24 protein-coding genes are annotated in these 22,180 nt (G+C 36.0%); 20 read left to right on the plus strand and 4 right to left on the minus strand.

Annotated features, from left to right (window positions below; genetic code table 11):
- Positions 1-71: 71 nt before the first annotated feature.
- From MHI38_RS00495 to MHI38_RS00545, 11 genes are all read left to right on the plus strand, one after another.
- Entirely contained in the window at positions 72-1,901 is a 1,830-nt protein-coding gene (locus MHI38_RS00495; protein ID WP_341181887.1) for an assimilatory sulfite reductase (NADPH) flavoprotein subunit, read from the plus strand.
- A 53-nt stretch (positions 1,902-1,954) separates the two neighbouring features.
- Positions 1,955-3,676, plus strand: a complete 1,722-nt coding sequence (gene cysI, locus MHI38_RS00500) for an assimilatory sulfite reductase (NADPH) hemoprotein subunit (protein WP_341180798.1) — start codon at positions 1,955-1,957, stop codon at positions 3,674-3,676.
- A gap of 152 nt (positions 3,677-3,828) precedes the next feature.
- Positions 3,829-4,545, plus strand: a complete 717-nt coding sequence (locus MHI38_RS00505; protein WP_154889597.1) for a YebC/PmpR family DNA-binding transcriptional regulator — start codon at positions 3,829-3,831, stop codon at positions 4,543-4,545.
- Between the two features lie 212 nt (positions 4,546-4,757).
- Positions 4,758-5,669: a tyrosine-type recombinase/integrase gene (locus MHI38_RS00510; protein WP_341180799.1), complete on the plus strand. Its 912-nt coding sequence runs from the start codon at positions 4,758-4,760 to the stop codon at positions 5,667-5,669.
- A gap of 56 nt (positions 5,670-5,725) precedes the next feature.
- Entirely contained in the window at positions 5,726-6,349 is a 624-nt protein-coding gene (locus MHI38_RS00515; protein ID WP_341180800.1) for a hypothetical protein, read from the plus strand.
- A 217-nt stretch (positions 6,350-6,566) separates the two neighbouring features.
- A complete protein-coding gene (locus MHI38_RS00520; protein ID WP_341180801.1) occupies positions 6,567-6,764 on the plus strand; it encodes a helix-turn-helix domain-containing protein in 198 nt (65 codons plus the stop codon).
- Entirely contained in the window at positions 6,761-7,387 is a 627-nt protein-coding gene (locus tag MHI38_RS00525; protein ID WP_341180802.1) for a hypothetical protein, read from the plus strand. The genes MHI38_RS00520 and MHI38_RS00525 overlap by 4 nt, the downstream gene beginning before the upstream one ends.
- On the plus strand, positions 7,341-8,000 hold the full coding sequence (locus MHI38_RS00530; protein WP_341180803.1) for a hypothetical protein: 660 nt from the start codon (positions 7,341-7,343) through the stop codon (positions 7,998-8,000). Before MHI38_RS00525 ends, MHI38_RS00530 begins: the two co-directional genes overlap by 47 nt.
- 15 nt (positions 8,001-8,015) lie before the next feature.
- On the plus strand, positions 8,016-8,813 hold the full coding sequence (locus MHI38_RS00535) for a hypothetical protein (RefSeq protein ID WP_341180804.1): 798 nt from the start codon (positions 8,016-8,018) through the stop codon (positions 8,811-8,813).
- A 30-nt stretch (positions 8,814-8,843) separates the two neighbouring features.
- Positions 8,844-9,038, plus strand: coding sequence for a hypothetical protein (locus MHI38_RS00540; protein ID WP_341180805.1), 195 nt, complete (start codon positions 8,844-8,846; stop codon positions 9,036-9,038).
- Positions 9,039-9,096: 58 nt separating this feature from the next.
- Positions 9,097-10,239: a hypothetical protein gene (locus tag MHI38_RS00545; RefSeq protein ID WP_341180806.1), complete on the plus strand. Its 1,143-nt coding sequence runs from the start codon at positions 9,097-9,099 to the stop codon at positions 10,237-10,239.
- A 236-nt stretch (positions 10,240-10,475) separates the two neighbouring features.
- On the opposite strand, the gene MHI38_RS00550 is transcribed toward MHI38_RS00545, so the two are convergent.
- The gene (locus tag MHI38_RS00550; protein WP_341180807.1) at positions 10,476-10,799 is read right to left on the minus strand and encodes a hypothetical protein; all 324 of its coding nucleotides are present in this window, start codon (positions 10,797-10,799) and stop codon (positions 10,476-10,478) included.
- A gap of 180 nt (positions 10,800-10,979) precedes the next feature.
- Between MHI38_RS00550 and MHI38_RS00555 the strand changes: the two genes are divergently transcribed.
- The 4 genes from MHI38_RS00555 (at position 10,980) to MHI38_RS00570 (ending at position 16,092) form a co-directional block, all read left to right on the plus strand.
- Entirely contained in the window at positions 10,980-11,315 is a 336-nt protein-coding gene (locus tag MHI38_RS00555; protein WP_339838609.1) for a helix-turn-helix domain-containing protein, read from the plus strand.
- Between the two features lie 153 nt (positions 11,316-11,468).
- On the plus strand, positions 11,469-12,104 hold the full coding sequence (locus MHI38_RS00560; protein WP_341180808.1) for a DUF1643 domain-containing protein: 636 nt from the start codon (positions 11,469-11,471) through the stop codon (positions 12,102-12,104).
- Positions 12,105-12,416: 312 nt separating this feature from the next.
- A complete protein-coding gene (locus MHI38_RS00565) occupies positions 12,417-14,594 on the plus strand; it encodes a DEAD/DEAH box helicase (RefSeq protein WP_341180809.1) in 2,178 nt (725 codons plus the stop codon).
- 1 nt (position 14,595) lies between these two features.
- Positions 14,596-16,092, plus strand: coding sequence for an SIR2 family protein (locus tag MHI38_RS00570; RefSeq protein ID WP_341180810.1), 1,497 nt, complete (start codon positions 14,596-14,598; stop codon positions 16,090-16,092).
- Between the two features lie 152 nt (positions 16,093-16,244).
- Here the strand turns inward: MHI38_RS00570 and MHI38_RS00575 are convergent, their stop codons facing one another.
- Positions 16,245-16,478 (minus strand): helix-turn-helix domain-containing protein, encoded by a 234-nt coding sequence (locus MHI38_RS00575; protein ID WP_341180811.1) that lies wholly within the window; start codon positions 16,476-16,478, stop codon positions 16,245-16,247.
- A 147-nt stretch (positions 16,479-16,625) separates the two neighbouring features.
- On the opposite strand from MHI38_RS00575, the gene MHI38_RS00580 reads away from it, so the two are divergent.
- Positions 16,626-17,375 carry a hypothetical protein gene (locus MHI38_RS00580; RefSeq protein WP_341180812.1) on the plus strand — a complete coding sequence of 250 codons (750 nt, stop codon included), beginning with the start codon at positions 16,626-16,628 and terminating at the stop codon, positions 17,373-17,375.
- Between the two features lie 196 nt (positions 17,376-17,571).
- On the plus strand, positions 17,572-17,874 hold the full coding sequence (locus tag MHI38_RS00585) for a hypothetical protein (RefSeq protein WP_341180813.1): 303 nt from the start codon (positions 17,572-17,574) through the stop codon (positions 17,872-17,874).
- A 59-nt stretch (positions 17,875-17,933) separates the two neighbouring features.
- Here the strand turns inward: MHI38_RS00585 and MHI38_RS00590 are convergent, their stop codons facing one another.
- Complete coding sequence (locus MHI38_RS00590) at positions 17,934-18,218, minus strand: hypothetical protein (protein WP_341180814.1); 285 nt, start codon at positions 18,216-18,218, stop codon at positions 17,934-17,936.
- Positions 18,219-18,708: 490 nt separating this feature from the next.
- Here MHI38_RS00590 and MHI38_RS00595 point away from each other — a divergent pair, with 490 nt between their 5' ends.
- Positions 18,709-20,781: a caspase family protein gene (locus tag MHI38_RS00595; protein WP_341180815.1), complete on the plus strand. Its 2,073-nt coding sequence runs from the start codon at positions 18,709-18,711 to the stop codon at positions 20,779-20,781.
- Between the two features lie 130 nt (positions 20,782-20,911).
- Here the strand turns inward: MHI38_RS00595 and MHI38_RS00600 are convergent, their stop codons facing one another.
- Positions 20,912-21,094, minus strand: a complete 183-nt coding sequence (locus tag MHI38_RS00600; protein WP_341180816.1) for a hypothetical protein — start codon at positions 21,092-21,094, stop codon at positions 20,912-20,914.
- 450 nt (positions 21,095-21,544) lie between these two features.
- Here MHI38_RS00600 and MHI38_RS00605 point away from each other — a divergent pair, with 450 nt between their 5' ends.
- Both MHI38_RS00605 and MHI38_RS00610 read left to right on the plus strand, forming a co-directional pair.
- Positions 21,545-21,730, plus strand: a complete 186-nt coding sequence (locus MHI38_RS00605; protein WP_445667196.1) for a type II toxin-antitoxin system HicA family toxin — start codon at positions 21,545-21,547, stop codon at positions 21,728-21,730.
- A gap of 30 nt (positions 21,731-21,760) precedes the next feature.
- Entirely contained in the window at positions 21,761-22,165 is a 405-nt protein-coding gene (locus MHI38_RS00610) for a type II toxin-antitoxin system HicB family antitoxin (RefSeq protein ID WP_341180817.1), read from the plus strand.
- The last annotated feature ends 15 nt before the right edge of the window (positions 22,166-22,180 follow it).

A 22,180-nucleotide genomic window follows, 5' to 3' on the forward strand; every position in this document is an offset into this window, starting at 1 on the left:
CTAGAGAGAAGAAATTAATATGATCATTTTAGTAGGAATTAAAATCGAAGTAATGCGTGAGGTGGCAGATGGTGGAACTTCAAGTGACAAATAGTCCTTTTAATCAAGAGCAGGTAGAATTGCTCAATCGACTTATTCCTACATTAACGGACGGACAAAGACTCTGGCTTGGTGGGTATATTGCAGCGTATCAAGCAGGTTTGGCAACAGCACAGACTATTGGGCAAGTTGGACAAAATCCGGTAGCAGCGCCGGTCAGTGCTCCTGCCGTTTCCCGTGAAGTTACGGTGCTGTACGGTTCCCAGACAGGGAATTCCATTGGATTATCGAAAAAACTCGGTAAGAAGCTGGAAGAACAGGGACTGCAAGTAACCTTGTCATCCATGGGAGATTTCAAACCGAACGGACTGAAGAAAATTGAAAATCTTCTGATTGTGGTCAGCACACATGGAGAAGGCGAACCGCCGGATAATGCAATTCCTTTTCATGAGTTTTTGAATAGCAAACGTGCTCCAAAGCTGGACGGACTTCGTTATTCCGTATTGGCGCTTGGAGATACCTCTTATGAGTTCTTCTGTCAAACGGGTAAGGATTTTGATAAACGACTACAGGAACTGGGCGCAACAGCTTTGGTTCCGCGCGTAGACTGCGATGTTGATTTTGATGAGCCGGCTGCGGCGTGGATGAACGATGTGCTTGCTTCGCTTAGCGGCGCAGCAACTACAGCCGGTGCGGTAACCAGTGAAGCAATCACAGCAGCGGTAAGCAGTGGAGAATCGGAATTCAACCGTACCAACCCGTTCAAGGCAGAGGTGCTGGAAAATCTCAACTTGAACGGCCGAGGATCGGATCGTGAGACACGCCATATTGAGCTGTCTTTGGAAGGTTCCAATCTGGATTATGAGCCGGGCGATAGCTTGGGTGTTTTCCCGGAAAACCATCCGCGCCTCGTGGATGAATTAATTGCAGCTATGGGGTGGAACGCAGACGAACGGGTTACGGTGAACAAAAATGGAGATCAAGTATCGGTTTACGAAGCACTGCTGCGTCATTACGAGATTACAGCAGTAACCAAACCGGTGGCAGAGCAACTCGCCAAGTTGAGTTCAGGAAACGAATTAACAGCATTGCTCGCCAATGATTCCGAATTCCGTAACGTCATGAATAGCTCCGATCTGCTAGATGTGGTTCAGGACTACGCACTGAAGGGCATTCCAGCCGCTCAATTTCTAGCGGTTCTTCGGAAAATACCAGCACGTCTGTATTCCATTGCAAGCAGTTCGAAGTCTTTCCCGGACGAGGTTCATCTAACGGTTCGGACTGTACGTTATGAAGCACGTGGCAGACAACGTTATGGCGTATGCTCGGTACATCTCGCTGAACGTATCGAAGCCGGTGACACTTTGCCAGTATATATTCAGCATAATCCCAACTTCAAATTACCCGAGAATTCGGATACTCCAATCATTATGGTTGGACCTGGAACAGGGGTTGCTCCATTCCGCTCTTTCCTTGGTGAAAGAGAAGAAACGGGTGCAGAAGGAAAAACATGGCTCTTCTACGGGGACCAGCACTTCTCTACAGACTTCCTTTACCAAACGGAGTGGCAGCGTTGGCTCAAAGATGGCGTTCTGACGAAAATGGATGTTGCCTTCTCTCGTGATACGGAACAGAAAGTATATGTACAGCACCGTATGCTGGAACATAGCAAGGAATTGTACCAATGGCTTCAGGATGGAGCAAGCGTGTATATCTGCGGCGATGAGAAAAAAATGGCTCATGATGTACATGCGGCGCTGATTACGATTCTACAGCAGGAAGGCGGCTTGTCATCCGAGCAGGCTGTGGAATACATGACACGGTTACAACAGGAGAAACGTTATCAGCGGGATGTGTATTAATCCAAGGCTAAGCCGAAAGGTTATATTCCGCAGAAACGAGAGGAGAAAGCGGCATGGCTTATAATAACTTACTTAATCCGCAACGTACCAACAGCGATGTGGAAGATATAAAGATCAAGAGCAATTACTTGCGTGGAAGTCTCACGGAGACACTGGCCGATCGCATTACCGGCTCAATTCCCGAAGATGATAACCGGCTGATGAAACATCATGGCAGTTACATGCAGGATGATCGTGACTTGCGCAATGAGCGTAATAAATCCAAGCTGGAGCCTGCATATCAGTTCATGCTACGTGTGCGTGCTTCCGGGGGAATCGTAACGCCGGAGCAGTGGCTGATGATGGATCGTGTTGCCCATAAATATGCGAATCAGACGATCCGTCTGACCACTCGGCAATCGTTTCAGTTGCACGGGGTGTTGAAATGGGATCTCAAAAATACGATTCGTGAGGTCAATGACTCTTTGCTTAGTACACTCGCTGCATGTGGAGACGTTAACCGTAACGTGATGTGCAACCCGAATCCGAATCAGTCTGAAGTTCATGCCGAAGTGTATGAATGGGCTTGTCAGGTGAGTAATCATCTCGATCCGCGAACTCGTGCATATCATGAGCTGTGGCTCGACGGGGAGAAGATCATTGACTCCCAGGATTCGGACGAAGAGGTTGAACCGATCTACGGCAAAGTATACTTGCCACGTAAGTTCAAAATTGGTATCGCGGTACCGCCTTCCAATGATGTGGATGTATTTTCACAGGATCTCGGTTTTATCGCCATTGTAGAGAACGGCAAACTGCAAGGGTTCAACGTATCTGTTGGCGGAGGAATGGGCATGTCTCACGGAGATTCGAAGACATATCCTCAGGTATCCAAAGTTATTGGTTTCTGCACGCCGGAGCAGATGATTGATGTTGCAGAGAAAACGGTCATGATTCAGCGTGACTACGGGGATCGTGCGGTTCGTAAACATGCGCGTTTCAAATATACAATCGATGACCATGGTCTGGAGTGGTTTGTTGATGAGTTAACGAGTCGTCTTGGCTGGAGTCTGGAAGCGGCACGTGAGTATCATTTTGACCATAATGGGGATCGTTATGGTTGGGTGAAAGGCAGTAATGGCAAATGGCATTACACGTTGTTCATTCAGAATGGACGGGTAAAAGATGTAGATGGTTATCCGCTCATGACGGGTTTGCGTGAAATTGCCAAAATACACACCGGAGATTTCCGTCTGACGGCGAACCAAAACCTGATCATAGGTAACATTAGCAGTCAGAAAAAGAAAAAGATTGAAGCATTGATGCAACAATACAATCTGACGGATGGCGCGCATTATTCAGCACTTCGCAGAAGTTCCATGGCTTGTGTCGCACTCCCAACCTGTGGTCTTGCCATGGCTGAGTCCGAGCGTTACCTGCCATCCTTGATCGACATACTGGAGCCTGTACTGGATGAAGCGGGTTTGAGGGATGAAGAGATTGTCATTCGTATGACAGGTTGCCCGAATGGGTGCGCCAGACCGATGCTGGCAGAGATTGCTTTTATCGGAAAGGCACCAGGCAAGTACAATTTCTATCTCGGTGGTAGTTTTACAGGTCATCGTCTGAACAAATTGTACCGCGAAAATATCGGTGAAAATGAGATTCTGGACACACTGACACCGATGATTAATCAATATGCCAAAGAGCGCAATGAAGGCGAGCATTTCGGAGATTTCGTGATCCGTGCGGGTTATGTGCCTGAAGTGCTGGACGGAAGACAGTTCCACGCGTAACTTGACGTTTACCCAAAAAGCATTCCTTACGGAGTGCTTTTTGTTTCTCAGAAGCAGAATCGTTTGATGAGATGAACTTGTTGAACCAAGCGCAACACGATATAATGACAAAGTAGAAAGCAGATTACATGTTGAAAGTGAGCGGAAACGATATGGGTCGTAAGTGGAATAATATTAAGGAAAAGAAAGCGTCAAAAGACGCAAACACAAGCCGGGTCTATGCGAAATTTGGCGTTGAGATCTATGTAGCGGCGAAAAAGGGCGAACCGGACCCGGAAGCGAACCGTGCACTGAAGGTCGTTCTGGAGCGTGCCAAAACGTATAACGTACCTAAAGCCATCATTGACCGTGCGATGGAAAAAGCAAAAGGCAGCGGCGATGAGAACTATGAAGAGTTGCGTTACGAAGGATTCGGGCCAAACGGTGCGATGGTCATCGTGGATGCGCTCACGAATAACGTAAACCGTACAGCACCTGAAGTGCGTTCTGCGTTTAACAAAAACGGGGGCAACATGGGTGTGAGTGGTTCCGTTGCTTACATGTTTGATCCTACAGCAGTCATCGGCGTTGAAGGTAAAAATGCGGAAGAAGTGCTGGAAGTCATGTTGGAAGCAGATGTAGACGTTCGTGATATCGTGGATGAAGATGAAGCGGTTATCGTATACGCAGAACCGGATCAATTCCACGCGGTACAGGAAGCGTTTAAGGCTGCGGGTGTGAACGAGTTCACGGTAGCCGAGCTGACGATGCTGGCGCAAAACCACATTGAACTGCCTGCGGATGCCCAAGTTCAGTTTGAGAAGCTGATCGATGCGCTCGAAGACCTGGAAGATGTGCAGCAGGTATATCATAACGTGGAGTTTGTGTGAGCGGGCAAGCGACTGCGGTGATAGTGGCGGTTTAGAGTCTTTCTAAACCAGTTAGGGATTTGAAAAAGTTCAGCAATCATCCATTTTGTCACTCAGCGAGGGTATACATGCTATCTCCAAGTGATTCTTGTGATGATGTACGTTTTTCTAATCAGGATTGTATTTAACTCACTTTTTGTATGGGAAATATCCATATGAGGAGTGAGTTTTTTATGTTGTTTGAAGATGTCTATAAAGAGTTTCTTTTTGATTTAGAGATTAAGAATTATAGTATCAGAACTATAAAAGGGTACAGAAACAACAATCGGGCGTTTCTAAATTACTTATGTAATGAATTTTCAGTTGTTGAAGTAGAAGAGATTAACACCTCTCACATCAAAGCATACCTTATGAACTTAAAAATGAAAGGATTATCAGAATCATATATTAATGGAATACAAAAAAATATTCGTTCATTCTTTAACTTTATTGTGGATGAAGGGTATATTGCTGAAAAGCGCAATCCAGTATTAGGTTTGAAATGGATGAAAGAACCTAAAGTTCTTATAAAAACCTTCAACGATGATGAAGTAAAACGTTTAATCAACGCATATAAAGGTGACTTCTACTTGAGTATGCGTAACAAATTGATACTGATGTTCTTTGTAGACTTAGGGATTAGAAATTTGGAATTATGTTCACTTGGCTCTCTTGATGTAGGAGAAAGTGTCATTAAGATACATGGCAAAGGAAACAAAGAAAGAAATTTGTACATTTCCCCTTTTCTTAAGAAATACATCATCAAGTACGAAAGAATGAAAGAGGCTTATTTTAAGGATAAATTCATGACTGATTCCAATTTTTTCTTGTCTCAAAATGGTAAGATTTTAACTGTTACAGCAATTGAAGTTATGATGAAGAAAGCAGGAAATGAAGCTAAAATTCGAGATCATATTCGTTGTAGCCCCCACACACTTAGACATTATTTTGCTCAAAAACAATTAAGATTGGGATTAGATGTTTATAGTCTAAGCAGATTATTAGGACATGAGTCCACTATAATAACTAACAGATATCTTCAGTCAATTCAAGATGAACAAATATTGGAATTGGCTAAAACAACTAGTCCCCTTATGAATCTGTAGGGAGTCAAAGAAACAGCAGCCTTGAAACTTTATTACAAAGGACAGGTGCATTATTAATGAGTAATATATTTAACTTTAGTGGGACGCATAGCATAGTGAAGTTAAATGTTTTTCCTTGGTATGGATACAGGAATCTACAGAATTACTCCTTTATTTTCTCTACATTTACTGAGGATATTGAGCTAAAAGGTTGTGCATACGTGCAAGTGAGGATTATACACGACTCAAAACTTTTGGCAATGGATCGAGATGTACTGACTGCCGATAAGTTTATATTTAAGGAAGGAAATTTAGTTGTTAATGAATTCATTGAGATTATTCAAGAGAAGACTCGTTTTCAAACATTATACATTGCAGTTTTAAAGGGACAGGTAACGCCTAAAAAGCATGTTTATGTAGGGAAAAGGAATCTACTTCTCTATACAGACAATAAAGACGGAGAAGGAATAAGTGACAAATATGCTGCCTACTACGGAAAAGAATTCGAAGCAAGTATTAAGTGGCAGGAAGCTAGACTTAAGTATGAGATCATCCAACAGATGTATATTCTTCCTAGAAAGAATCCTGATAAGAACTTTGTAGAGCATTTAAAACTTCAGTGGGATGCGCAAAGACAAATTGTGAATGAATTACATGAACTGTATGAAGAAGCGTCTTGTAATGAGTATATGGAGATTTAACAATATATAAAATGTTAATCATAAGAGGAGGGCAAGAAAACGTAATGAAAATATACCAATTGTAAATATTTGACAAGGTATATATTTTAGTATATAATAATGAGATAGTAATGTAAGGGCAAGAAATCAAAAAGTACTTTATATACTATAGATTATAGACGCTAACAGAGACAAAAGTCTCTGTTTTTTTGCGTTCAGAAAATTAGGAGGAATAATTGTGAAATTGAAAGAACGAGAAATTTACAGGTTAAAGAGATTGGGAAAACGTATTAAATCAAAAGATGTGGCTGAATATTTAGGGGTACATCCCGTAACTATAAGTCATTTTGAGAACAGAGGAAACTACATGTCCAAAGAGAAAATTGCAAAATACAAAGAGTACATCGATAACAATAAAGGGAGTGAGCGTTTATGAGTTTATGTATTGCACTTAATAATCCTAGTAGCAAGTTTGCAATTATCGCTGGAGATGGAAGAGTCACTAAAAATAACGAATTGGTAAGGGATAACCACGTGAAGGTAACTGCACTTACACAATATGTCTCAATGTTCTGTTCAGGTGCACAGGACTATTGTGAAATTCTAAGAGTAAAAGTCTCAGAACGAGTGAGATATGACACAAGGATTGATGAGATTAGCGTAATCATTGAAAAAGTTTTGAAAGAAGTTCTAGAACAATTTGAAAAAGAAAATCCAATGTATTTATCGGATAAACCTGAATTTTGTCCACTATCAACTGTAATAGGTTATTATGATGTGTTCAAAAATGAAACTGGAACTATTGAGTATTGTCATAAAGATAAGACACGTAAAACAACTGAAGCGGTGGTAACTGCTAGAGGCGAGGATAGAGAGGCAGTATTATCATTTTTTCTAAACAATCAGGTAGATCAAAACAACATCATTGATACAGTGTTTGATTTGTTCAAATACATCAACAGCTTTAACAAAGATGTTGGGGGAGATACGATTCTTCATGTTGTGACTCCTAATGGTATCTACGAATATAGCAGGGGATTCTATCATGTATCTAGGTAGAAATGTAAAAATGGGGCCAAATGCAAGTATTTCATGGGATCAGGTTGCAAACCAGCCTTTTATTCCAGTAGTACCAGAATACATTAAGTCTACATACATTGATGCAACGCAAATCTTTTCTCCTAATATATATGGAGGTACGATTGCTATAGGATCAGGTAATAACATTTTCAAGGCAGACAACAGAGGGATTTATTTAGGGCATAACCTGTTTGAAAGCGCTAACTTTAAAGTGAGTATGGATGGAAAGTTAGTAGCAGTGGATGGAATATTTTCAGGAACTATTAATGGTTCAATTATCACTGGAGGAACAATCAGAACAGCTGAGGCAAATGCAGACAGGATAGAGATATCGCGTAATGGATTCAACTCTTACAATCTGTGGGGAGAAAAGAACGGAGTAAGCGTTGATAGTGGAAACTTCTCTTCACTTGATTTTTATTACAGAGGAGAGAAAAGAGGGGGACTATCACAAGCAGCTGCAAACATTTCACTAGAATCAACAATGGGTGACATCATTGTAAAAGCATCTACTTACGGAAAAACACAATTTAGGGGAACAGTAGATTTCACAGATGCAAATGTAAAAGGAATGTCAGCAGTTTTTGCATAAAGGGAGGATATTTTTATGAAGAAAAATAGAAAGAAGTGTAGCAAATGCAAACAGTATTATTCACTTGAAAAGTTTAACAACTCTTCTCAGACTAAAGATGGTAAGGGCGGCTATTGCAAAGAGTGCAGTGCTGCCTATCAGAAGGAATCACGAAAGCGCAAATACCAAGTAAATCCAGCTTTAGAACTGTTGAAAAAATCATGCGAAGCTGCGTTTAGAAGAAGTCAACCTGAGTATGTCAAAGATGGTTATGCTCATGTAACTTGTTGTTACATGAGTGCAAAGGAGTTTTGGTCTGACCTTTGGAATGACGACAATTTTCGTGAAAGTTGGATAAAACAATCCATGATTTTTGTGAATAGTGGTATATACAAAGATAGACCAACTTTAGACAGAATTGATTCCAAAAAGGGTTACGAGAAAGTAAATCTTCAAGTTCTTCCATATTGGAAAAACGTGACAGATGGTGCATCGCGTGAATGTGAAGTATATGTAATTAAAGATTTGAGGCTAAACGACAAGATGAACTATTCAAGAATAGGTGAAGCAAAGGAGGATTTAATTCGCAGATATCACATTCCTATTAATGTTCTAAATCAGGTTGATCATGGATCAGTAATCGATGCTGGAAACGGAATTGGTGTACTTATTCAAACTATTAAAGGTGAGCCAAAAACAGATGGTGGATGCAAGTATAGAATGGTATGGAATCTATCCAAAACTATTTTTGACATTAAAACAGATGAAGAAATCATCATTGAAAAAACTCAACTACAGTTAGGTGTAAGCGGCATTCAAATCAAAAAAAGTTAGTATAAAGCATTAGTGGGAGGAGTACGTAGTATGGAGAACAAAGACGAATATTTCTATTGCTATAGTTTCAAGTTATTCAAATTTCTTCGAATGGATATGAATGTTAATTATATTTGTTCAGGTTTACATGAGAGAACTTTAGATAAGTTTTGGCAGTTTAAACGAACAGAAGAATTGGATGGTTATTTAAAAATATATAGTCAGCGCTATAAAGAAATTAATTAAAGAAGTGTACTGTACCAGTGTAAAGTAAAATAGGTGTATTTTATAAGGAGAAAAGTAAATGAATGATGAACAAACTAAAAAGCCACCATTTGCAGCATTTCCAATGCTAATGAGCGCGTTTGATAAGAAAGAGTTATTTGTGCCAAAAGAAGATATATATGCTTACGTTATTTATTATATGCTAAGTATGCAATCTCATCACAGTTATTGGTGGGGAACGGTCGAGACAACCATTGTCACATTAAGTAAACAAGTCCCTATAAAAACTAAAGTGAATAAGAAGAAAGAAAGTGATAACAGGAATGAAATCAGACGCCTTTTGTTATCACTCCATGAGAAAGGATATATAGAAATTAAATATAATGAAGATACAGTTGAGTATGATACCTTATTGACTATTAAAATTCCTGATGCAAACGGTATTAATGCTAAGAAATTTGCAGAAAGCTATTTACCAAAAAAGACAAAAGTGATTAAACATCAAGGGTGGGTAGGAGTCTCGGAAGAGATGTTTAAATCATGTAACGGTAACCCGTGGTTTCTCAGAATTCTAATCTACTCAGAATGGCGTAAGAGTATTGATTATCGGATCAGTTTTGAAGAATGGGCATGTGTCCTAGACTCCAGTGAAAATACAGCAGCTAAGTACTTAAATGAGGCTAACGAGTTAAATTTAATTGATAAGATTTCAGGTGAATACTATGCTGATGAAAAAGGAAACCCAAGACAATTGCCGAATAAGTACAAAACTGTGAGTGCAGAAGAGCGCGAAGAACGTGAAAGAAGGCAGGATGGCAATTTAACTCAGCAGGAAATCGATAAACAAATTAATATAGTTGCTAAATTAAAAAAAGTTGCATCGCACAGTCATGATCCTAGAATAGACACTACAAATCTTTTAAATTCAGACTGGCTTACACCAGATTGTTGGTATGTGTGGCATACAACAGAATTTGAAGCAACAAAAGAATTAGGAGATAAACGTTTTCATGCCTTAGGAAAAAAAAATCCTAGTAAGTATAAAGAACTTGAAAAAGAAGGACGAAAAATATTAGCTAAAGAAGAGAGTAGAGTGAAAAGGGAAGATATTCAAAAAGAGACATATGATATAATGAGCTCACTTTACATACAGGATTATATTGACTACGAACCCACATATGAAAAGAAAGAGATTAAAGATTATTCAAATATTTTAGATTAACTCGAAATAGAGTCAAATTTGACAAGATTTTTGTGTAACAAATTAAAAATAGAGTCAAATTTAACTGGATTCTGAAAATGAAATCTCAAAATGAAGTGAAATTTGACTCGTTTTTGCTAAGTATAAACATAAAAACAGATAAAAAGAAAAACTTACTAAACAGAAAAGGAATAAGTAGGTAGCTCTCGCTTACGCTCTAGAAGTTCAAGAGCTATTAAAGCACAAACGCTCTATAGTTAGCTGATCTTCTCAAACCTCATATCTACTACATCGAAATCTTCTCCATCCCACTCACGAATTTCTTTCCATATGTATACTCCGTCTTGGCATATAACAAATTTTTCTCTAGGTATCTCATCACTAACACACGCCCACCAATTAATATCTTCACCTGTAGCGAGTCTCACATCCTCCTGTAGCATTGCTTCTCCATTGTCAAAGGTAATAATGAGTTCACGAGCGACCAAAGTTTTTTTTAGTTGTTGTATCGAGCGTGTTGAGCCTTCATAGGCATACGCTGATACTGAATTATTATGAGTAAGAGTTTTATTAATTTCCATGTGATAGTTCCCCCTAGTAAAAAGCATTTTTTAACTGTTATCGTGCTTTTAACACAGTATATTTCTAATTAATTGAGTTGTCAACACAAAAAAACGCGTTTGTATTGTGTTGACTACATTTTTTTTGTGTTGTAATGTTGATTCAGTATCTGAAACCTAAAGAAGAGGTGGAACGGAATAGTGCATAACAGAATAAAAGCTATTAGAAAATATCTTGGATTATCTCAAAGTGTTTTTGGTGAGAAATTAGGCGTGAGCAGAGATGTAATAAGCAATTTAGAATACAATCGTGTTCAGCCCAAAGAACTTTTTATCAAACATTTATGTGAGCGCTATTCTGTTAATGAAAAATGGCTGCTTTTTGGTGAAGGTGAAATGATAGTAGCTGGAGAATCTAACAGGAAGGAAATCGAAGAAGTGATAACGTTGTTTAATCAGTTACAACCTGTCTTTAAAGACTATATCTTGGATCAAATGAAGAGAGTCTCAGAACTACAGTCAAAAGTGAGAAATTGAGATGTTTATTAAAAAATAATTGCTTCGTAGATGCAGTTATTACAATGATGTGCTAAAAGATTAGAAAATCTTATAGCTTTAGATGTATCTGATTTTGAAATGGTTGAGGTATAGGTGGTGTAAGTAAATCATTATATAAATGAGAGGTGTTTTATGGAATATCCAAAGTTTGTGACTAATACTAATATTGATTGTGAATTCGAATCTCTATCACATCAAATTGCCGCTAGATATAGCTTGACTATTCCTATAAATAAAAATTATGAAAATATAATGACTTATATCATGATGAACCCAAGCAAGGCAGATAAGAATCAATCGGACACAACAGTAAATAATGTACTCAACTTTGCAGCTAAGAAACTGCAAAAGAAAATTGGAAAGGTAATTGTAGTTAATTTATTCTGTCTATATGAACCTAACTCAACAAAATTGAAGAGCCTTTTAAGTGAAATTAGTGATTGTGAGAGAGAATACAGTTCTATAAAGAATAAAACGAGCATTGATGAGGCGATCTTTAATTCGAATTATATTATTTTAGCTTGGGGGAATGTACCTAAAGGAATAGCTGCGGCTGATCATAATAAGGAAGTAAGCTATGTGTATGAATCTATAAAGAAACACAAGAAGTTAAAGTCTGTATACATATTGAAGTCAGAAAAACATAAGAACATATTGACTGTTGCAAAGCGTCCAAGACATCCTGGACGAATGAAAATTGAAAAATACATTAAATGCTCACAGTTATCATTGAAAGGTTCGTTTCTTGTAGTTGCACATAACGATTAGAAGTATAATTGGATTAAGTTAGAGTGAACATCAGATGGCAAAACCTTTAAAAACTACGTCTAACTAAATTTATGTATAACATTAGCGTTTTACTTATAAGTATTTGGGTCTATAATTGTCAGTAAATTTAGTCTGATTATTTACGGGATTTATACGTTAATGCGTTAACGTAATTAAGTGAGTTTACTTAAATGAAATCCAGATTTCATTTAATACTCAAATATATAGGTGAAAAGTCATGGGATATTTTACTCATTCATTTTACTGTTCATGTTATAATTAACACAACTAAGCAATTAATGGGGTGATTTTGTGGATTTTTTAATGAGTACAGGATTTAGAGATTTTGATAGCAAGTTATGGGTATGGAAGAAGATTAAAGTTTTTTTTGAGGATTATGATGGATTTTGTTATGAGAGTTACCAAATAAGTAGTGGAAATAGGAATAAATCAGTAATTGATATTTTTATGGTTCATAATAGATTAGGATTTATATCAATGGATATTGTTGATTGGAACGATACTACTTCCATAGAGTATTTAAATCAATCAATGGATAATCTTTTTAATAAATATGAAAATATGAGAAATAAATTTAGAAATGATTTGAGAAACGGAAGAAAAGAGAAGTACCATGGAATTCCAGTTATGGTTCTTCCGTCATTGAATAGAGCCAAATGGAATGAGTTAGAGGTAGATGCTGATGGGATATTTATAGTATGTTCGGATGATCTATTAGAAGAATCGTTTAATACAGTCTTATTTTCGGAGCTTGAGAACTTGGGTACAGCTATTACTGAAGAAGATTGGAGTGTAGTTAAGGCAATAGTTCAAGGTGGGAGAGTTATGGAATCTCTCATTAGACAGGGAGAAGCATCTCCAGATTCTAAAAAAGCTATCCTACAGAAACTTGAAGCTTCAATGAGCCTCCTTGATCTTGAACAAGAAAAAGTGGCAAGACAAATTCCTGAAGGGCCTCAACGAATTAGAGGGCTAGCTGGTTCTGGTAAAACTATAGTAATGACAATGAAGGCTGCTTTAATGCATATCGCAAATCCTCAATGGGAGATTGTTTATGTGTTCTCGACCCAAAGTTTATATAATCAAATCAAAGATTACATAGAAAGATTTACTCTTCATTTTGCAAACGTCAAGCCAAATTGGGATAAGCTTCACGTCTTGCATGGTTGGGGAAGCAAAAATCAAGAAGGTTTATACAGTTACATGTGCAAGAAATATGGTCAAAAGCCATTAGGTCTTGCTGAGGCCAAGAGCATGTTTGGTAATACTTCTCTACTTGGAAATAGCTGTTTGAAGCTGATCAATGAGAATCAAGTCCATCCTAATTTTGATGCTTTATTGATGGATGAAGCACAAGATTTTGAATTTGAGTTTTTTCGTTTCTGCCATCACATATTATTGGAACCAAAGAGATTCATTTGGGCTTATGATGAAGTGCAAAGTTTAAATAACTTAAATATTCCAACTGCAAAAGAAATTTTCGGAGAAAATGAACATGGAGAAGCATTAGTGAATTTAGAAGGTACTTATCCAGATGGGATAGAAAAAGATTTTATCTTATTCCATTGTTATAGAAATCCAAGACCAGTATTAGTAGCTGCTCATTTTTTTGGAATGGGATTATTCAGAAAAGAAGGAGCAATCCAATTCATTCCATCAGAAGGTGGATGGGAAGATATAGGCTATGAAATTGTTAGTGGTGAATTTAAAATCGGTGAAGAAGTAACAATGAGAAGACCGTTTGAAAATTCACCGAATAATATTGAGAAACTAGTAGGTTATGAGAACGTTCTGAAGATGAGAGTGTTTCAGGAAATGAAAACTGAAATTAACTGGGTTGCAAACGAAATTAAGCGAAATCTTACTGAAGACGAACTCTCGCCAAATGATATCTTGGTGATTAGTGTTGACAATCGTTTTTACCAGGGATACGGAGAAGCTCTTAAACGTAGTCTATCAATGGAAGGCATTGATATGATAATTGTTGGAGAAGATACTGCAACAAACGTATTTAGAGTTGATAGTAAAGTTACATTTAGTGGGATTAGACGTGCTAAAGGAAACGAAGCATCTGTTGTTTACATTGTTGGTTTTGATTCGATTTTAGGAGGGTTTGATATTGTCCAACTCCGGAATACTGCCTTTACTGCTATGACTAGAAGTAAAGGGTGGTGTACAATTACTGGTGTAGGGCAAAGAGCCGAAACATTGTTTAATGAGATTAAAATGATTGCTAAAAACCCTGAAAAAATAACATTTAAAATTCCAGACCCAACATCTATTGAAAGATTACTGGATAACATAGAGTATGCAAAAAGAAGAACCAAAATAAAGGAAGCAACGAAAATCATAAATAAACTAGACAAGATATTGGATGAAGATGATATTAAATTCTTAGATAAAAGATCATTAGAAAAATTAATGAGAAAATTCAAGATTAAAGTGGGTGAAGACTCTGAACAATCTTGACATGAATTTTTTTCAATTAATTACCGAGATAATGAAAGAAGAATGCGAAAGCTTATCACCATCTGGGAGTATAACCAATCTGGACTATACAGTTGTACAATCTAAGGTGTTTGATCTAGTAGGTCCGATAGCAATACAGATTGAATACTTTAACGTAGATGATATGATGCTTAGTTACAAATTAGATGAAAATATAGAAAAAAGAGTTCGCTTCGTTATGAAAGAGATGAGGGAAGAATCAATAATACGAAATGCAATTCTTATCACGAATCTAGATGAAACTATTATTGAAAGCTTCAAAAAGAGCTTTGCTCACATCATAACTTCTGATATTCATATATGGGGATCAAGACAAATAAATCCTTTATTGGAAAAACACCCTCATATTTTTGCTAGGTATAATAGAGAGTTTTTTGTTAGTTTTATAAGGGAAGAGTTTTCAAGAGCAATTACTAATCCTCAACATCGAGAAGATCAGATAATTTATAGTAACAATTATACAAAGGACAAGTTAAAGAAAGAGTACAAAGATGGAGAGCTTGTTCTATTCTTGGGTGCTGGTGTTTCAATGTCGGCTAATCTCCCTAGTTGGACAGAACTGGTCTCAAAAGTGTATTTTGAAGCATTGTTAAGCAAAGGGATTAGTATTGAAGATATAGAAAGTGATCCTCATTCTTATTGGCAGCTTACTCAAAGATTAGGTAATAACAATTTATTGGTTAGAACAAAATATGCAAAATTGCTCTTAGAAGATAACTTTATCTCATACGTGCACAAATGGTTGTACAATAATTCATCTCGTACTTCAGATTTATTAAAATCAATTTCTGACGTTATTAATAAGAGCGATTTAAACCAGAGAAGACTTGTAGGTAACGTAGTCACTTATAATTACGATGATCTTTTAGAGTCACATCTTGAATTATGCAATATTAAGTACACCTCAATTTGGAAGGACTCTCAGAGAGTAACACCTTTATCTGTTGGAGTTTACCATGTGCATGGATATCTTCCCTACAGTAATGAGTTTAGTAGTGAGAACATTGTGTTTAGTGAAGACGAATATCACGAACAATATATGAAACCTTATGAATGGTCTAATGTTCTCCAATTAAATATGTTTAGAGAGAAAACCTGTCTTTTTATAGGTTCAACTTTAAGTGATCCAAATACTCGCAGGATTTTAGATATTTCTAGATCAAGTAGGGAAGGAAAGCAACATTTTATAATATTTCCTCGCTTGTATAAAGCTCAAAAAATAAAAGAGATTTCAAACGATAAAACTCTTCTAGAAAAACTGATCTCTACAGAGGATGAAGACTTTGAATCTCTTGTAGAAAAGTTGCGTTATCTCATGATAGATAAATCAGTTGTAGATGAAACCTTACTTGCCGAAGAGCTACTTGTTGAACGCGATTTTAACAACTTGGGATTAAATGTTATTTGGATTAATGATTTTAATGAGATTCCGCTAATACTAAACTATTTACAGGAGTAGAGATTTTATTGAATTTTATATGACAAGGGGGATGGTTATAACTTTATAAATCATACCTAAGCTGTCAGAAGCTCACTGCACACCAACAGATCGACCCAAGCACAAATTTAGCTAACAACACAAAACCAGAGCCTTAGGGCTCTGGTTTTGTGTTAGGTATTTGATTCGTACTCCAGCTCTACCATTCGGATAAGTTCTGAAGGCTTAATATTCAATGCTCTAGCCAACTCAAATATAGTAGTTAATGATGGTTGACTATTACCACGTTCTATCCTGGATATGAACGTTCTCTCAAGTGTTGAGAGTTCAGCGAGTTTATCTTGGGATAAATCGTTTCTAATTCGAAGACTTTTAAGTACTTTTCCGAAAATAGCTTCAATGTGCAAAGGAATTTCTCCTTTTAGTAATCATTATCATATTCAATAATGATTAATTTCTGCACACTATATGATTCAAAATGGTTTAAATATACATTTAATCGTGTTAAAATCAAACTATCTTCAAATAATTTAATTATATGTAGGAGTGTTTGTATGAAAACAACAGAAAGCTTATTGAGAGTAAATGAAGAAGCAATTAAGGGAGAGGAGGATAGGAATGCCACTGGATTTCAAAGATTTGCAGCAATTGCTGGAGTGATACTATTTTTATTTTTTTTCTATTTGGTTTTTCGCTTTCTAACAAAGAATGATTTTCATGGAATTTTCGTATTTATTACATTTATTCTTGCAATCGTTCTTATAGGAAAAGGCTCTATACCTGACGAAAAAGCTAAGAAAAGAATTGAAGAATCAAGGAGAGAAAAATTGGGGGAATTGCTAAGTGAAATACCAGATTTCATTTCTTCTCAAGTGTTTGTAAACGAAAAACATGACATAGCCATTTCTATTGATGAACTAACTAATAGGCTTTGTATAATCGATTCTGAAATTAGAGTATTTCCTTCAAGAGATGTTTTAGAATTAGAATTGGTAGCGGATGAAGTACAACTAACTCAAACTTCAAGAGGTAGCCAAATAGGAGGTGCAGTAGTGGGTGGTGTGCTTGCTGGTGGAGTAGGGGCTATGATTGGTGGATTGTCTGGACAGAAAACTACTAGTAACGATAAAGTGAAGAGGGTCTATCTTAAGTTGATTGTAAACGATACCAAAAGACCTTGCGTTACAGTAGACTTCTTGAATGAAAAAAAAGAAATATTGAAGAAAGACAAGAAGGCGATTAATGCATTTAGTCAAGCGAACCACTGGTACGGAGTAATAAGCGTACTTATTAAGCGAGGGTGATATTACATACTACTTAATACAATCATATTAGAAATCCCACTGATCGACATTTTCAGCAGGGCTATTAAGAAGTTGAGAGTTAAAACGATGTGGCTAATTTCGATGGATAAGGTTAAACTCTCCAGTCATATACTGCTTAGATAGCCCTTGATCCACAGTTCTATTCAAAATTACAGTTAAAGGTGAGTGGTGCTGGATGAAGTATCTAAATAATAAGCATTACTGGATCATCGCAAGTATTCTTATGATTGTTTCTTTGCTTCGTCCAGCTGACTATACAGTTAATCATGAAACCTTTTTTAATGAGTACAATTATGGAGCAGTTTTCCCTTTTCTTTCACTTAGGGTAGCTGAACCTGTTACTGGTAGCCTAAGTATATCTAAAGTAATGAGTGTTGCTGAAAACTTTGAATTTAACATCTCAAATTTCTTAGGATCGGCATTGTCATGCTACTTAATTTCTTATATTTTAGTTGTAATATATCGCAAATTTGTTTAACCTGACCGCTGATTTCTCAGCGGTTTCTTTTTCTTTTGTGTGTAGTGCATATGGATTACTTAGTTCTGATCTAGGATCAGGAATTCTCCTTTGTGTACTAAATAAATCAACGATAATTTACCAGCATCATCCACGATAACTTCTTCTTGTTCGTGTCTGTGATAAAGAACGGGGTACACTTTACCAAGGGTCACGTTTGTTCCAGCCTTAGTTTCTTCGGTGGTTCTCCAGTGTGTTGCTAGAGAGATATCTGTAGTGACAGTATAAATGCAATTGTTATCCGGAATTTTATTCAGTATTTTTGACTTATTCTGAAGAAGAAATTCTGTGAATTCTTTGCTCATAATTAGCGTTTCACTTCCTTAATTGTATTCATTCAATCGTTTTAGTCTTTCAAAAATCTCATCTTTACTTAATTCTTTTTGCTTAAACATGTTTGGATCGATCTTGAATAAACGTTCCGTCTCTTTGAGAGCAGACGAGATACAAAAGTTTTTGAATTCTTTGTTGTTCATAAGCCTTTTGAAAAAATTGAACTCTTCCCTAGAGTTAAAGTCATCACGTTTGAAATCCAAAGATAAGAAAATCATCAAAACAACCCCTCCACTTTTATTGGATTGATTTATCAGCGCGGACTAATCTGAATAACATTATACATCATAAATAATCAAAATACAATTATTTACAAAAGTGAAATAAAATGAAATATGAATATTGATTTAGAATCTTATTTTGTCTACAAGTTCGATTGTGAAAGAAATCATCAAATACTGAAATTCAATGATATAATAAAGCTACTTTAATTTGCTTTTGTCTTAGGAGGATTAATATTAAATGAATAAGGCTTTAATAGTAGGAGTAAATAAATATAAATACGATGGTTTTAAAGATTTAGCTAGTGTAGAGAATGATGTTAAAACTGTGAGTGAAATGTTCGATAAGAACTTTGATGATTTCCATATACAAGAAGTTACTGGGGATAAAGCAAATTCTCAATATTTAAAGTTAGAAGTAGAACGTTTTTTAAAGAATTGCGATTCCCAGGATACTCTTATTTTATATTGGGCTGGGCATGGAGACGTTTATAATCAAAAGGGATATTTAATTGCATCAGATTCTACAGATGATAGTCATGAATTTAATAAAATTGAGATGAATACTTTAACAGAATGGATTGGGGATTCCCCTGCTAAATCAATACTTGTTCTAGTTGATTGTTGTAAAAGCGGCTATCTTACAAGGAGTACAAGTGCTAATTCAATTGATTCTGCCATTAGTAAACAGTTAGATATTAAAGGAAAGGGTAAGGTGATTATTTCAGGAACTAATGATGAGAATGCATATAGCCTAGATGATGATAGCAATGGACAATTCACGCAAATTTTCATCCAAAGCTTAGAGGAATACATAAATAAACTTGATGAGAAGAATGATGAGGTAGATATCACGGAACTGTATTCTAGCATTGTTAAAGATATGGAATGGTCAGCCAATAGACAAATACCTTGTATGAAAGCGTCTATTGAAGGACGCTTTCTATTAAAATTGAAAAGTGTCGCATTAACTAATAAAAACGCCACATACAATAATGCACCCGCAGCTAATCTAACTAGAGGAGGAATTCTCCAAATTGAATTATTGGAGAAGGTCTTTAAGAGAAAGTATCTAGATCATAAACACTTTATTAGAAGTATAGTTGAGCATGTTGGGGTGGATTTATTGGCTGCTAAAATAGTCGAAGTTATACCACATGCATTAATGGAGGACTTCTTTCATATAGAGGTTGAATGGTTTAATTGGGTTCGTTTTTCTAAAATCGGTTTAATGAGAGAATCTTTTTTACTGAGGTTAAATAGAAGTGAAGCAGAAGTAATTTTTAAATTAGTTAATGATAAAAATTGTTTTATTCACATTAAATTCTCTATATATAATGAGAATTTGATTGTTGAAAAATTATGGGCAAAAATTGAACAGAAGGAAGTAACTTTTCCGAAGAGTTATACCAGAAATCACACAAATAAGTTTGAAGAGAACATGGAAGACAACTATTCTTGGATGTCATTAACAAAAGATCAAAGACATTTGATAACATTTGATAATCAGAATAATTTAACCAAGTGGAATATTCAAAATAGAGAGAAATTGCAGACCATTAAGTTAGGAAGTGAAAGTGATGAACTTCTAATTATAGGATACAGCAGTATGAAAAACACAGTACTTACTGTTGGCTTATTGAACGATCAGTATGCTTACTACTTATATAATTTCTTAGGAGATGTTATATATAAACAAGAGTTTGATAAGGGAGTCAAGGCTTACTTCCCTGATTCTGGTGAATATATTATTTTTCATGATAAAGTCGAGTTGATGTTTGCATCGTTATTAGACGAGAAAATAGAGAAGATGTATAAGTTCAAGAAGGGATTCTTCGTACGAAAGCAATATCCTCTCTTTAGTGAAAGCACTGAAGAGATTTTCGTTTATAACTATGATCGCTTTCTAGTTTTCAATAAAAACTTTGAGTATATAAAAGAGTATTCTATTTACAATGAAAATATCTGTGCTATAACTAATGTGGACTTACTTGTATCTTGTAAAGAAGGAAATGTACAAATTTTAGATACTATTAATAAAACCAAGGAGTTTCCTAAGCTAAAATTAAACGAACACAGACCTTATAACAACTCCAGAATTATAGGTAACTATTTTGTTGAATTCAGAAAAGAAACTTCCTATTCTGATAAACATATAATAATTGAAATCACTGATCTAACTTTGTCTAGTGCAAAGAAATCTAACACTGATTTGTTTTTAATTGATGGGGAGCCTAGAACAGTGATATTGAATGAAGACAAGTCCTTCATTGCTGTTCTAACTAAAGAGGGTGCAATACATGTATGGGAATAAAATATAACATATAAGATTCAAAATAAAGCTATTCGAAACGTCTATGCGTATCGTATAGCTTTATTTTGAATCTTATTTAACTTATTGGTTTGATTAGTTGTCAGGTTACTTAAATACTTTACACTATTGATTAAAATGCAACAGAAATAGTAATTGAATAATGCACTATTTCATCTAAAGGAATCCATACAGTTTCATGAGCATTCTTTATCTTAACATGATTTTTATCGGAGGTAAGCGAAATTTCACCTACATAGTTTGTTCCATCTTTGAACGTTAAAAAGACTTGATACTTTTGCTTTTCTGCTTTCATTAGGTCTTTTATCACGATTCATCCCTCAATCTAAATTATTTTAGTCCCATAAACCTACTCTATCATAATTTTTATTTACTAGAAAGGAAAAATCTGAGATATTACGAAGTGACATTTTATGATTAGTGAAATTTTCATTTTGATAAAAAATCGCATTAAACGTTTCTTTTTTACCATTCGGAAACAAATACGACAAGAAGGATACAATACGAGCCATAGTCAGCTGTTTTAAGTGTAATTTAATTGTTAGTAACAGTTTGAGTATTTACAGTCTGTAATGGTCAGCTAACTCTTGTTGAAAATAAGGCTAGAATCGAATTTTTATTAAATTAAAAAAATACATATAATTAAGTTAATCAAGTTTTTTTACGAGATTAAAATGATGCATTTTAAAATTTGACGTGCATAATTTATGCATGTTATTGTTGATGTAGGGAAGGAGGATATTTATTGATCTACTCATCACGGGGTATAATTACACTAATTGAAGTGGATGGGTGGTACTTAGTAAGGGTCAAAGGTAGTCATCATCATTTTAAACATCATATAAAACGTGGCCTAGTAACAGTACCTCATCCTAAAAGGGAACTAAAGGCTAAAACAACGAAAAGAATTCTCGAACAGGCGGGGCTTTAAGAGCCCCTCCTAAGGAGGTTAAGAATATATATGGATAAGTACATCTATCCAGCAGTTTTTGAAAAAGACGAAGTTGCCGGATATACAGTGACATTTCCTGATTTACATGGAGCAGTAACTGAGGGTGATGATCTTGAAGAGGCTTTACGAATGGCTCGTGAATGCTTGGAACTTTATTTATATGGTCTAGAGGAAGATGAAGAAGACATTCCAAAGCCATCGGAACCAGTTAGTATTAATTTACCTGTAGATTCATTCATAACACTTGTTGAAGTTCGAATGGGGTCAATTAGAGATGAGATGATGAACAAATCGATTACAAAGAACGTTTCGATTCCAAGATGGTTAGAAAGAGCAGCAGCGAAAGAAAAGTTGAATTTCTCACAAGTGTTACAATATGCTTTAAAAGAGCGCTTAGGTATCAACGATAAGTAAAAGCGCTAGATAAAT

The organism is Paenibacillus sp. FSL K6-1558, assembly GCF_038002565.1.
Taxonomy (GTDB): domain Bacteria; phylum Bacillota; class Bacilli; order Paenibacillales; family Paenibacillaceae; genus Paenibacillus; species Paenibacillus polysaccharolyticus.